An 11488-nucleotide genomic window follows, 5' to 3' on the forward strand; every position below is an offset into this window, starting at 1 on the left:
TTCGCGTGCTTGGGGGCCGACGGGGAACGGTGATCGGGAACCTGCCGTTCTCTAGCTCGTCGGGGCGCAAGAAGAGCCCCAATGCGAACGAATGAGGTAATGACATGCGCAAGCATCTGATCACAGCCGTTTCGACCCTCGCCCTCCTGTCGCCTGCCGCTTTCGCGCAGAGTTCCGGAAGCGCCGGGGTGGACGCCGAGGCCAATGTCGGCGTCGAGTCCGACAGTCAGGTCGTGGCGCCGACGACGGAGAATTCAGTCGATGCCGGCGCGGAAGCCGATATCGGCGCCGAAGTCGGTGTCGGTGCTGAAGCCGACGCCGAGGGCGGCGGTGTGCTCGACAGCGTGGCCGAGACCACCGGCGACGCGGTGGACGCGACCGGTGACGCCATCGGCAACGCCGTCGACGCGACCGGCGAGGCGATCGACAACACGACCGATGCCGCCGGCGACATGATGAGCGGCGCGGAGACCACGGCCGAAGGCACGGTCGAAACCGGCGCGGACGCCGTCGTCGGCACGACCACCGGCGCCTCCGCCGAGGCCGAGGGCGCGACCGCCGGCATCCTGGAGACGATGAGCCCGGATGAGCTGATCGGCAAGTCCGTGCAGTCCCCGGATGGCGACACGGTCGGCGAGGTGACGGAGATCATGGGCGTGCCCGGCGCCGCCCAGCAGATCCTGGTCACCACCGGCGGCTTCCTGGGCATCGGCGCCAAGACGGTCGCCCTTGAGCCCTCGATGCTGATGTTCGACAGCACGACCGACGTGGTCGTCGTCAACATGACCGAAGCCGAACTGAAGGCCCTGCCCGAGTTCGAGGGTTAGAAGCCGACGCTCCTCACGCAGGGGAGTTGGAAGAATGGGCCGGAGCGTCGAAGGCGCTCCGGCCCTTTTTCATGCCCGCGCTCTGGTCCCAACGGACCGACAAAGTCGTGAATCGACCGCCGGTTTGTCGTTTTCGGCGCGACCCTCTATATTTTTTTTTCGTTTACTGAAGCACTTCGCTATGTCGGGCCGAGGGGCGACAGCTCCCGGACGGCCGGCATGGTTCCAAGCGGGCGGATCCTTCAACCACGCCCGCACCCGTCAGACAGGGGAGCGACCATGAGCGACACCACATCCTATCCACCGCAAAGCCCAACCTTCACGCCCCACAAAATCGGCCAGGACAACATCCGGATACTGGGACTCGATGTTCACAATCCGGTCTTTTTCGTTTCCGCCGTTCTTATCGTGGCGTTCGTGATCCTTGCGCTGATTTTCCAGGAGGGCACGGCCGCCTTCTTCAACGGCGTGGATGCCAGCGAGACCGTCGCCGAAGGCTCGTTCAGGGATCTTGGCCTGCAGGCATGGCTGGTCAATATGTTCGACTGGCTTCTCCTGATGGCCGGCAACATCTTCGTGCTGTTCTGCCTGCTGCTGATCTTCTCGCCCTATGGAAGCATCCGGCTGGGCGGCAAGGACGCCAAGCCGAGCTACTCCTACGGCGGCTGGTTCTCCATGCTGTTCGCCGCCGGCATGGGCATCGGCCTGATGTTCTTCGGCGTTTCCGAACCGCTCACTCACTACCAAACCTCCGTCAATGGCGGAAGCTGGGCTCCGCTGACGACTACCGGTCTTGACTCCGAGACGGCGCAGGCCAACGCCATGGCGGCGACGATCTTCCATTGGGCGCTTCATCCCTGGGCGATCTATGCGGTTGTCGGGCTGGCGCTCGCCTTCTTCGCCTATAATCGCGGTCTTCCACTTACGCTTCGTTCGGCCTTCTATCCGCTGCTCAAGGAACGTATCTGGGGCTGGCCCGGCCACGTCATCGACGCCCTGGCCGTGTTCGCCACGCTGTTCGGCCTCGCGACGTCGCTCGGCTTCGGCGCGGAGCAGGCGTTGGCAGGGCTGAACTTCCTGTTCGGCGCGCCGCTGACCGATACGGCCAAGGTGATCCTGATCATGGCGATCACCGCTATCGCCCTGATCTCCGTCGTCGCCGGGCTGGATGCAGGGGTGAAGCGGCTTTCGGAAATCAACATGATCCTGGCTTTCGTGTTGCTTGCCTTCATCTTTGTGGCGGGGCCGACGTTGGTCATCGCAACCGGGATCTTCGAGAACGCCGCTGCCTACGTTACGCGGATCGTGCCGCTGTCCAACCCGTTCGGACGGGAGGATCAGGATTTCATGCAGGGTTGGACGGCGTTCTACTGGGCCTGGTGGATTTCATGGTCGCCGTTCGTCGGGATGTTCATCGCGCGGGTCTCGCGCGGACGCACGGTGCGGGAGTTCGTCACCTGCGTGCTCATCGTCCCCACCGTCGTCAGCATCATCTGGATGTCCACCTTCGGCGGCGCGGCGATCGATCAGGTGGTCGCGCAGGGCAATGTGGCCGTCACCGACGCGGCGCAGGAGTTGAAGCTGTTCGTGATGGCGCAGGCTCTGCCCCTGACGGCGATCGTCTCTTTCGTCGGGATCGTGCTGGTGATCGTGTTCTTCGTCACCTCGTCGGATTCGGCGTCGCTGGTGATCGACACGATCACCGCCGGCGGCAAGACCGACGCGCCGATGGCCCAGCGCGTGTTCTGGGCGATCTTCGAGGGGCTGGTCGCAATCGCCCTGCTTCTGGGCGGCGGGCTGGGCTCGCTGCAGGCCGCGGCGGTGGCTACCGGCATTCCCTTCGCCGTGGTGCTGCTGGCGATGATGTACAGCACCTTCAAAGGGCTGCGGGAGGAGAAGGCGCTGACAGGCTGAACGGCAAGGGGCGGCGGCCAAGCCGCCGCCCTACTCCTCCAGCACCTGATCGGACAGGCGCGGCCGGAAGAGGGCGCGGTGGTAAAGTTCAACCGGGCCGATCAGGTCGGGGACGAAAAGCGGCTCGAAGTCGAAGAACACCTCCGCGACGATCACGCTTTCATGCTCATCCAGGAGCCCGTCCTCTCCGGCCATGCTGGCGACGATGTCGCCTTCGGCGCCGTACTTGCTTTCCGGCGTCGCGGCGGTGTCGTTCCCGCGATATTGCCACGCCACCCGCGGATCGGTCTGGGAGATCGTGTCGATGGAGGACAGGATGACCTCCCCTTCCCCGTCGAAATCGAACGGGCTGACCAGGCTGTCGATCGACGCGAAGATGTCGTTTATCTGCGCCGGGGTCAGGGCGCGCCCGCGCGAGGCGAGATCGCCCACCGTGGCGGCGACGCGGTCCAGCTTCTGCTGTAGCAGGACGAAGCGCGCCAGTTCCACCGCCCCCAGCACAAGCGGCGCCAGGATCGACATCGCGAAGGCGATCTCCACCATCACAGCGCCGCGCCGGTGCTTTAGGAAGCCTCGGCAAGTCACGTGCCGGCCCCGGTTAGCGGGCTGCTGGCGTCGAACGGTTCGTTGCGGACGATCGTTGCCGCGCGCAGCGGGATCGTGCCGCCCTCGCCGATCAGGTGGGACAGGAAGCCCGTCAGGAGCGGCCAGTCATAGTCGATGGTGTAGAGGACGATGTCGCCGGTTCCGCCCAGCCCCGCGACGCCCATGTCGGGGTCCCACGCGCCGTTGCCGTTGACGTCGGTATAGTCCTCGTCGGAATCGTACATCCCGTTGTCGTTCTCATCGACCCACGGCTCCCTGGGATCGTTGGCGTAGGTGAAGCTCTCATAGACCTTGTAGCTGAGGTCGCCGGCCGACAGGTCGATCAGCCCGATCGTGTTCTCCTCCACGATCGAGATGATGTATTCCTCCCGCGTCATGTCCTCCGACGTATAGCCGGTCGATCCGGCCCGCGCGGCCTCCCGCAGCCCGCCTTCGAGAAGGCTGGAGGCGAAGAGGACGGAGCAGATCTCCATCAGCCCCACGGCAACCATGATGAGGAGCGGCGCGCCCAGCGCGAATTCCACCGCCGCCGCGCCCCGCCTGTCCGTGGCGAGGCGGTGCGGGAAGCGCGGCCGCGAAGGCGCAATGGCGTCGAGCATACCCATGGCCAGGGACCATCGCATCGCGCCGCTTAACGAAGGCTTTACGGGGACGGCGGGCGGGTGCGAATGTTCGCCGCGCCATGACCCGCATCATCGCCTTCAACAAGCCCTATGGCGTGCTGTGCCAGTTCACCGGAGAGGCCGGGCAGCGCACGCTGGCGGAATTCGGCCTGCCCAAGGGCGTCTACGCCGCCGGCCGGCTGGACCGGGACAGCGAGGGGTTGCTGATCCTGAGCGATGACGGGCGGTTCATCGACCGGCTGATCCATCCCCGCCACGGCCACCCGCGCACCTATTGGGCGCAGTTGGAGAATATCCCCGGCAACGATGCGCTGGAGGCGTTGCGCCGGGGCGTCCGCTATGGCGACGTCGGCACGCGCCCCTGCCTGGCCGAGCGGCTGGAGGGCGAGCCGCCGCTGCCGCCGCGCGACCCGCCGGTGCGCTATCGCAAATCGATCCCCACCGCATGGATCGCCCTGACCCTGACGGAAGGCAAGAACCGGCAGGTCCGCCGCATGACGGCAGCCATCGGCCATCCGACCCTGCGGCTGGTCCGCGTCGCGGTGGGGAAGCTGGCGCTGGGCGATCTGCCGCCGGGCGCATGGCGAGACGCAGCGGAAGCGGAGATTCTGGACGCTAGTGTTCCGATGCCGACGGATGGTTCCCATCCGTCGGCTGAATCGGAACACCAACTTATTGGAGCTAGTGCGATTCAGCTTTCAACGCTTGGGAATCAAGCGTTGAAACCATCGCACTAGCGAGCCCCCGTCTCGAAAGTCCGGATCAGGCCGCCCAGCCTTTCGAGCGCGTCCAGCGACCGGCCCTGATCCAGCCGCGCGATCGTCAGGATCAGCGCGTTGACGATCGCCATCGGGACGGTCAGCGTCTGGAATTCCCCTTCCGCGCCACGCGGAGCGGCGAGAGTGCAATGGGGACGAGGCCGGATCATCTGCCCTGCGGCGTCGCCGATCAGAAGCGTCCCGGCCCCGACCGCGCCGGCATGTTCCAGGAGCGGGACCAGCCCGGTCGGCGTGCGACGGAAGGCGAAGGCCAGGATCGAATCATCCGGACCCAGCGATACCAGCCTCTCCGCCAGTTCCCTTCCGTAGAAGCGGATGTCGACCACCGCGAAGCCTGCCCTCCGGAGCCGGCGGATCGCCAGGTCAGCCAGCGCGGAGGCATTGCCGAGCGCGAAGACGAACACGCGGCGGGAAGCGACCAGCATCCGCGCCGCCTCTTCCACCTTCGCCTGATCGACATGGGCGAGCAGCCCTTCCAGCGCCAGCCGTTCGGCCTCCACCAGATCGGCCAGCACGTCGCCTTCGCCGGTCCGGCCCAGCCGCCGGCGAACACGGAGCGCCGGATCGCCGGCCTCCAGCACCTCCGCCTGAAGGGCGGCACGGAGATCGGGATATCCCTTGAAGCCGAGCTTCTGGGCCAGCCTGACGGCCGTCGCCTCATGCACCTGGGCCCGCGCCGCAAGGTCGGCCGCCGAAAGGAAGGCGGCTTCCGTCCGCTGGGTGAGCAGGACCCGGACCAGCTTTCGGTCGGCCGCCGTCAGGCTGGCCTCATGCTCCTCAATGATTTCGTGAAGCCCCATGGAACCTCCATTGCCCGTGCTCAGGTCAAGTCATACCGCAGCTCTGCAAGCTTCCTTGCAGAAAATCGGATCGGGCTTGCTTTCAGCAATATTTCATGCAATTGTAACTCATAAAGCAAGATAACTTGCGTACGGTGCTGGCGTCAGGGTGCGGGGATCGGCCCCGCGCCTTCGTGCAACACCGGTTTCAGAAGGGAGGACCGACATGACAGTTCGACAAGGAACCCTGAGCATCCTCATGGCTTCCGCCGCGGCGCTGACCGTCGCTGGCGCCCATGCCCAAGATCTCGACAGCGCGAGCGTCGAGGAACTGGCGGAACTGGCGAGGAAGGAAGGCGAGGTCGTCGTCTATTCCTTCACCAGCCGGATCTATCAGGTCGAAACGGCGTTCGAGGAGGCTTACTCGGGCATCGACCTCATCCCGTTCGACATCTCCTCGACGGAGCAGATCGCCCGTCTCACCGCCGAGCGGCAGGCCGGCATCGCCAACGCCGACGTAGCCTACATTTCCGACGCGCCTGTCGTGTTCACGGATCTGGTGGCGAACGGCTATCTCCAGCCCTATGTCCCGGCCGACTTCGCCGACCGCGTGCCGGAGGAATATCAGCAGCCCCTGCTGGCCAACCGCCTCTCCACCAAGGTGCTGATGTATAATGAGGAGAAATATCCCGACGGCGCGCCGGTGGATAATCTGTGGGACCTGACGCGGGACGAATGGGCGGGACGCGTCATCATGGTCGACCCGCTGCAACGGGGCGACTATCTGGACCTGATGGTGGAGGCGGTGCTGCGGTCCGACGCCATGGCCGAGGCCTACGAGGCGGAGTTCGGAGAGCCGATAGAGCTGGATTCCGGCGTGTCCTCTGCCGGCGAGCAATGGATTGTCGACCTGTTCGAGAACGAACTGATCCTGGTCGCCAACACCGATGCGGTGAACGCCGCCATCGGCCTCAAGGGTCAGGAAGACCCGCCGATCGGCTTCACCAGCTATTCCGACCGGCGCGACAATGAGGATGAGGGCTGGGCACTCCAGGTCGCGAACGAGGTCAAGCCGTCGCCGGGGATCATCTTCCCGGCCCTTCTGGGGATCGTGGAGGATGCGCCCCATCCGGCGGCGGCGCGGCTGCTGATCCATTTCATGATGGGCGACGACAGCGAGACCGGCGGGCCGGCCTATGAGCCGTTCTACGTGCCGGGGGATTACGCGACCCGTACCGACATCGTCCCCCATCCCGACGCCGTGCCGCTGGACGAGTTCCGCGCCTGGTCGATCGACTCCGAGGAGACGGCGGAGATCCGGCAGGAGATCGCGGATCTGATCCTGACCCTGCAATGATCCAGGCGTCCCTGTCGGGGTCGATGATCGGAACCGCCCGGCGGCGCATTGCGCGGCCGGGCGGGATCCTGGGCCCTGTCCTGGCCGTGCTGGTCGGAATCCTGATCCTCGCGCCGCTGGTCAAGATCGCGCTGGCGACGGGCGGCGTCGCCTGGGAGGAGGTGCTGGCCAGCCGGCTGTCGCCCAACCTTTTCTGGTGGCCGCTCCTCAACACGATCGTCATCGGGCTGGGCGTCGGCATCGGCACCGTCCTGATCGGCGGCTTCCTCGCCTGGCTGGTGGTGCTGACCGACCTGCCCTTCCGCCGGACGATCGGCGTGCTGGCGACCCTGCCCTTCATGATCCCCAGCTTCGCCATCGCGCTGGCCTGGGGCGTCATGTTCCGCAACGACCGGATCGGCGGATCGACCGGCTTCCTCCAGGCCGCGGGCATCGACGTGCCCGACTGGCTCGCCTGGGGTATGGCGCCGATCCTGATCGTGCTGATCGCGCACTATTATTCGCTGGCGTTCGCGCTGATCGCCGCGGCCCTTTCCTCCATCAACTCCGACATATTGGAGGCCGGGCAACTCACCGGCGCCAGCCGCAGCCGCATCCTTGTCGGCATCACCCTGCCGGTCGTCCTGCCGGCAGTGATCGCCGGCGCGTCGCTGACCTTCGCCGGCGGGGTCAGCAACTTCGCCGCCCCCGCTCTGCTGGGCCTGCCCGTCCGGTTCCAGACGCTGGCGACGCGTCTCTACGGCATGATCGAGACAGGACAGGTGGAGCGCGGCTATGTGCTGGCGCTGCTGCTGATCGTGGTGTCCGCCCTGTTCCTCTGGGCTGGGAACCGGCTGGTCGCCGGGCGGCGGTCCTACGCCACCATCACCGGCAAGGGCGGCCGGACTAAGCGGTTCGCGCTGGGGGCTTGGCGCTGGCCGTTGTTCGGGGCGGCCGCAACGATCTGCCTGATGACCACGGTGGTCCCGACGATCATCCTGATCCTCTCCAGCCTGACCACCCAGAAGGGCGACATCTTCTCAGAACTGACGCTGCATTACTGGATCGGCCAGTCCGATCCGGAGATCGCGCAGGGGCAGGCCGGCATCTTCCACAATGCCGATTTCGCATCGGCGGCGGTGACCACGATCGGGCTGGGGCTGGTGGTGGCCGTGGCGGCGACGCTGCTGGGCCTGCTGGTCGCCTACTATGTCAGCCGGTTCAAGGGCGGGATGATCGCCGCCTTCCTGTCGCAGGTCAGCTTCCTGCCGCTGCTGATCCCCGGCATCGCCTTCGGCGCGGCCTATATCGCGCTGTTCGGGAGGCCGATCGGCCCGATGCCCGCGCTCTATGGCACCTTCGCGCTGCTGGCGATCGCGGGGGCGGCCTATCTGCTGCCTTTCGCCACCCAGTCCGGCCGTTCGGTGATGAGCCAGGTCAGCGGCGACCTGGAGGATTCCGCCCGGATGGCCGGCGCGTCCTTCATCCGGCGGCTGTTCGCGATCTTCGCCCCGCTGACGGTGAGGGGGCTGACGGCGGGCGCGCTGCTGGTCTTCGTCAAGATCGTGCGGGACCTGTCTCTGGTGGTGCTGCTGTTCACGCCCGCCACGCCGCTTTTGAGCGTCGTCGCCTTCCGCTACGCCTCGGAAGGATTCCTGCAATTCGCCAACGCGATAACCGTGGTGATCCTGCTGGTCTCCGTGATCGCGACGCTGATCGCCCAGCGGTTCCAGCGGGCCTCCCAGCCTTGGATGAAGAATGACTGAAAGCATGAATGCGATAGAGATCCGGTCGCTGGTGAAGCGGTTCGGCGATTTCCAGGCTGTGGCCGGCGTCGATTTCGTGGTCCCGAAGGGGGCGTTCCTGACGTTGGTCGGCCCCTCGGGCTGCGGCAAATCGACCATGCTGCGGATGCTGGCCGGGCTGGAACCGCCGACCGAAGGGGAGATCGTCTTCAACGGGCGGACGGTTTCCAGCGGCGAAGGCGGGGTTCTGGCCAGTGCCGGGGCCCGCGACGCCGGCCTGGTCTTCCAGAGCTACGCGCTGTGGCCGCACATGACCGTCGCCGGCAATGTCGACTGGCCGCTGAAGGTGGCGAAGATGCCGGCGGCCGCGCGGCGCGAAAGGGTCGCGGAGGTGCTGGCGCTCCTGGATATCGGGGAACTGGCTGAACGCTATCCCGGCGAGATATCCGGCGGTCAGCAGCAGCGCGTGGCGATCGCCCGGATGCTGGCCCCGCAGCCGAGCATCCTGCTGTTCGACGAACCTCTGTCGAACCTGGACGCCAAGCTGAGGGTGGAGATGCGCAGTGAGCTGATGCGCCTCCACCGGGCGACGGGGGCGACCGCCGTCTATGTCACCCACGATCAGGTCGAAGCGATGACCATGGCCACCCATGTCGCCGTCATGAAAGACGGGCTGGTGCAGCAGTTCGGCCCGCCCGAAGCCCTGATGGACGAACCGGAAACGGCTTTCGTCGCCACCTTCATCGGCACGCCGCCCGGCAATCTGCTGCCGGCCGAAGCGAGGGAAGGACGGTTCGACCTGGAGGGGATCGATCTTGGCCCCGCGCCCTCCCGGACAGGCCGATATGAGTTGCTTTTCCGGCCGGAGGCCCTGACGCCGGCGGAGCCGGGAACGGCGGGGACGCTCTCCCTTTCCTTCGCGGAGGCCACGCCCATCGCGGGACGGGTGATGGTGACCGGCCTTCGCGGCGACGGGCTGAGGATCGTCGGCGTTGTGGATCGGCATCCGGGCGCGCGGCTGGGCGACCCGATCGCCTTCCGCCTGCCGGAGCGACCGGCAGCGATCTTCGATGCTTCCGGCCGGAGGGTCGCATGACGCGCCTTCTGCTGGTCCGCCACGGCGAATCCACCTGGAACGCCCTTCGGCAGCTTCAGGGACAAGCCGACGCGCCGCTGTCCGACCGGGGCCGGCGTCAGGCCGAGCGGCTGGCAGGGCTGGTCCGCAGTCTGGCCCCTGCCCGAATCGTCTGCTCCGACCTGGCGCGGACCAGAGAGACGGCAGAGATACTGGGTTACGCTTCGGCCGTTCGGGACAGGCGATGGCGCGAGATCGACGTGGGCGAATGGACGGCGGCCAGCCTGGACGATCTGCGCCGCGACCGGCCGGACGCCTTCGCCGGCTGGCGGGCGGGCACATATACGCCTCCCGGCGGGGAAAGCTGGGAGTCATTCTGCGCCCGCATCGGGGGGGCGCTGGAGGAACTGGCCGGTCCTGCGGAGGAGACGGCGCTGGTGGTCACACATGGCGGCGTGATCAGGGCGGCCTGCGCCCTTCTTGTCGGCCTTCAGCCGAGCCATATAATCCCCGTTGGCCCCGCCAGCCTGACGGTCATCGACCTGTCGCCGAGCCCGAAGCTGAGGGCGTTCAACGTCAGCGCCAACGGGCTGGAACTGGACGCGCCGGACTGACGCGCCCACCATGCTTGCATCGGAAATAAAAATCGTGAGAATGCGAACGGTTCTCACAACACCTTCCGACGCCGGAGTCCCCGATGGATCAGACATGCCCGCACCGAACCCGGACGGCCCCCCCGGCCGGCGCTTGGGCGCGGTTCGCCGTCATTGTCGCCCTGACCCTGTGTGCATCGCCCGTCGCCTTCGCCCAGCAGGCCGAAGCGCCCTCGCCAACGTCCGGCGCGGCGAATCCCGGCCTCCCTGCGGACAATGCGGGGGAAGCGGGCGAACTGTCGCAAACAGCTTCCCCTTCACCGACTGAAACCGCCGCCGATAATCAATCCGCGCCTGCGGCTGTGGAAGACGCGGCGGAGGCCACTGGGGACGCAGCCCCGCAACAACCCGATCCGCTCCTGCTCGACGATCCCGCGACGCCGGTTCAGGATCCGCTCGCCACGCCCGAGCGCCGTGCGGATCTGCCCCATGACCTGTCGCCCTGGGGGATGTATATGGCGGCGGATTGGGTCGTGAAGAGCGTGATGATCGGGCTCATCTTCGCGAGCCTCGTCACATGGACCGTCTGGCTGGCGAAATCGCTGGAGTTGCTGGTGGCGAAAGCCCGCGTCCGCCGGGCGTTGAAGGCGATAACCGCCGCCGACAATCTCGATAGCGCCAGCCGCGCGCTTGACAAGCGCACCGACCCGGCGGCGTTGCTGGTGCGCGCCGCCGAGCATGAGTTGCGCCGATCGGCCCGCGCGCTGGACCATGCCGGCGCGCAGGGGCTGCTCCAGCGGGTTGCGTCGCACCTGTCGCGCATCGAGGCGCAGGCCGGCCGGCGCATGACGCGGGGCGCGGGCGTGCTGGCGACGATCGGCTCCACCGCCCCCTTCGTCGGCCTGTTCGGAACCGTATGGGGCATCATGAACGCCTTCATCGGCATTTCCGAAGCGCAAACCACCAACCTGGCGGTGGTGGCGCCGGGCATCGCCGAGGCATTGCTGGCGACGGCGCTCGGGCTTGTCGCCGCGATCCCGGCGGTCGTCATCTACAACCTTTTCGCCAGGAGCATCACCGGCTACCGGCAATTGCTCGCCGACGCTTCCGCCGGCGTCGAACGGCTGATCAGCCGCGACCTCGACTATCGCAAGGCGCCGCCCCCGGAGGCGGACGGACGATCCATGGTCGCCAGGGCCGCGGAGTAGCAA

11 protein-coding genes are annotated in these 11488 nt (G+C 66.8%); 8 read left to right on the forward strand and 3 right to left on the reverse strand.

What is annotated here, in order from left to right:
- Positions 1-104 precede the first annotated feature (104 nt).
- Positions 105-827 carry a PRC-barrel domain-containing protein gene (locus tag AAFN89_RS08965; RefSeq protein ID WP_347538179.1) on the forward strand — a complete coding sequence of 241 codons (723 nt, stop codon included), beginning with the start codon at positions 105-107 and terminating at the stop codon, positions 825-827.
- 279 nt (positions 828-1106) lie between these two features.
- Complete coding sequence (locus tag AAFN89_RS08970; protein WP_347538181.1) at positions 1107-2741, forward strand: BCCT family transporter; 1635 nt, start codon at positions 1107-1109, stop codon at positions 2739-2741.
- Positions 2742-2771: 30 nt separating this feature from the next.
- Here AAFN89_RS08970 and AAFN89_RS08975 read toward each other — a convergent pair whose 3' ends face one another.
- A complete protein-coding gene (locus tag AAFN89_RS08975; protein ID WP_347538183.1) occupies positions 2772-3284 on the reverse strand; it encodes a hypothetical protein in 513 nt (170 codons plus the stop codon).
- 38 nt (positions 3285-3322) lie between these two features.
- Positions 3323-3952 (reverse strand): TadE/TadG family type IV pilus assembly protein, encoded by a 630-nt coding sequence (locus AAFN89_RS08980; RefSeq protein ID WP_347538185.1) that lies wholly within the window; start codon positions 3950-3952, stop codon positions 3323-3325.
- Between the two features lie 77 nt (positions 3953-4029).
- Between AAFN89_RS08980 and AAFN89_RS08985 the strand changes: the two genes are divergently transcribed.
- Complete coding sequence (locus tag AAFN89_RS08985; RefSeq protein ID WP_347538187.1) at positions 4030-4707, forward strand: pseudouridine synthase; 678 nt, start codon at positions 4030-4032, stop codon at positions 4705-4707.
- On the opposite strand, the gene AAFN89_RS08990 is transcribed toward AAFN89_RS08985, so the two are convergent.
- A complete protein-coding gene (locus AAFN89_RS08990; protein ID WP_347538189.1) occupies positions 4704-5549 on the reverse strand; it encodes a MurR/RpiR family transcriptional regulator in 846 nt (281 codons plus the stop codon). The genes AAFN89_RS08985 and AAFN89_RS08990 overlap by 4 nt on opposite strands.
- 205 nt (positions 5550-5754) lie before the next feature.
- Between AAFN89_RS08990 and AAFN89_RS08995 the strand changes: the two genes are divergently transcribed.
- The 5 genes from AAFN89_RS08995 (at position 5755) to exbB (ending at position 11485) form a co-directional block, all read left to right on the forward strand.
- A complete protein-coding gene (locus AAFN89_RS08995; protein WP_347538191.1) occupies positions 5755-6885 on the forward strand; it encodes an ABC transporter substrate-binding protein in 1131 nt (376 codons plus the stop codon).
- Positions 6882-8630 carry an iron ABC transporter permease gene (locus AAFN89_RS09000; RefSeq protein WP_347538193.1) on the forward strand — a complete coding sequence of 583 codons (1749 nt, stop codon included), beginning with the start codon at positions 6882-6884 and terminating at the stop codon, positions 8628-8630. Before AAFN89_RS08995 ends, AAFN89_RS09000 begins: the two co-directional genes overlap by 4 nt.
- Entirely contained in the window at positions 8623-9705 is a 1083-nt protein-coding gene (locus AAFN89_RS09005; protein ID WP_347538195.1) for an ABC transporter ATP-binding protein, read from the forward strand. The genes AAFN89_RS09000 and AAFN89_RS09005 overlap by 8 nt, the downstream gene beginning before the upstream one ends.
- Positions 9702-10298: a histidine phosphatase family protein gene (locus AAFN89_RS09010; RefSeq protein ID WP_347538197.1), complete on the forward strand. Its 597-nt coding sequence runs from the start codon at positions 9702-9704 to the stop codon at positions 10296-10298. The genes AAFN89_RS09005 and AAFN89_RS09010 overlap by 4 nt, the downstream gene beginning before the upstream one ends.
- Positions 10299-10381: 83 nt before the next feature.
- Positions 10382-11485, forward strand: a complete 1104-nt coding sequence (exbB, locus tag AAFN89_RS09015; protein ID WP_347538199.1) for a tonB-system energizer ExbB — start codon at positions 10382-10384, stop codon at positions 11483-11485.
- The last annotated feature ends 3 nt before the right edge of the window (positions 11486-11488 follow it).

It is taken from the genome of Inquilinus sp. CAU 1745, assembly GCF_039839375.1.
In the GTDB taxonomy this organism is placed as follows: domain Bacteria; phylum Pseudomonadota; class Alphaproteobacteria; order DSM-16000; family Inquilinaceae; genus JBDOQU01.

What these genes read in the sequence shown, in the direction of transcription:
- AAFN89_RS08965 (WP_347538179.1), top strand. Translation starts at nt 105, where the DNA reads ATGCGCAAGCATCTGATCACAGCCGTTTCGACCCTCGCCCTCCTGTCG.
- AAFN89_RS08970 (WP_347538181.1), top strand. Translation starts at nt 1,107, where the DNA reads ATGAGCGACACCACATCCTATCCACCGCAAAGCCCAACCTTCACGCCC.
- AAFN89_RS08975 (WP_347538183.1), bottom strand. Translation starts at nt 3,284, where the DNA reads ATGGTGGAGATCGCCTTCGCGATGTCGATCCTGGCGCCGCTTGTGCTG.
- AAFN89_RS08980 (WP_347538185.1), bottom strand. Translation starts at nt 3,952, where the DNA reads ATGGGTATGCTCGACGCCATTGCGCCTTCGCGGCCGCGCTTCCCGCAC.
- AAFN89_RS08985 (WP_347538187.1), top strand. Translation starts at nt 4,030, where the DNA reads ATGACCCGCATCATCGCCTTCAACAAGCCCTATGGCGTGCTGTGCCAG.
- AAFN89_RS08990 (WP_347538189.1), bottom strand. Translation starts at nt 5,549, where the DNA reads ATGGGGCTTCACGAAATCATTGAGGAGCATGAGGCCAGCCTGACGGCG.
- AAFN89_RS08995 (WP_347538191.1), top strand. Translation starts at nt 5,755, where the DNA reads ATGACAGTTCGACAAGGAACCCTGAGCATCCTCATGGCTTCCGCCGCG.
- AAFN89_RS09000 (WP_347538193.1), top strand. Translation starts at nt 6,882, where the DNA reads ATGATCCAGGCGTCCCTGTCGGGGTCGATGATCGGAACCGCCCGGCGG.
- AAFN89_RS09005 (WP_347538195.1), top strand. Translation starts at nt 8,623, where the DNA reads ATGACTGAAAGCATGAATGCGATAGAGATCCGGTCGCTGGTGAAGCGG.
- AAFN89_RS09010 (WP_347538197.1), top strand. Translation starts at nt 9,702, where the DNA reads ATGACGCGCCTTCTGCTGGTCCGCCACGGCGAATCCACCTGGAACGCC.
- exbB (WP_347538199.1), top strand. Translation starts at nt 10,382, where the DNA reads ATGGATCAGACATGCCCGCACCGAACCCGGACGGCCCCCCCGGCCGGC.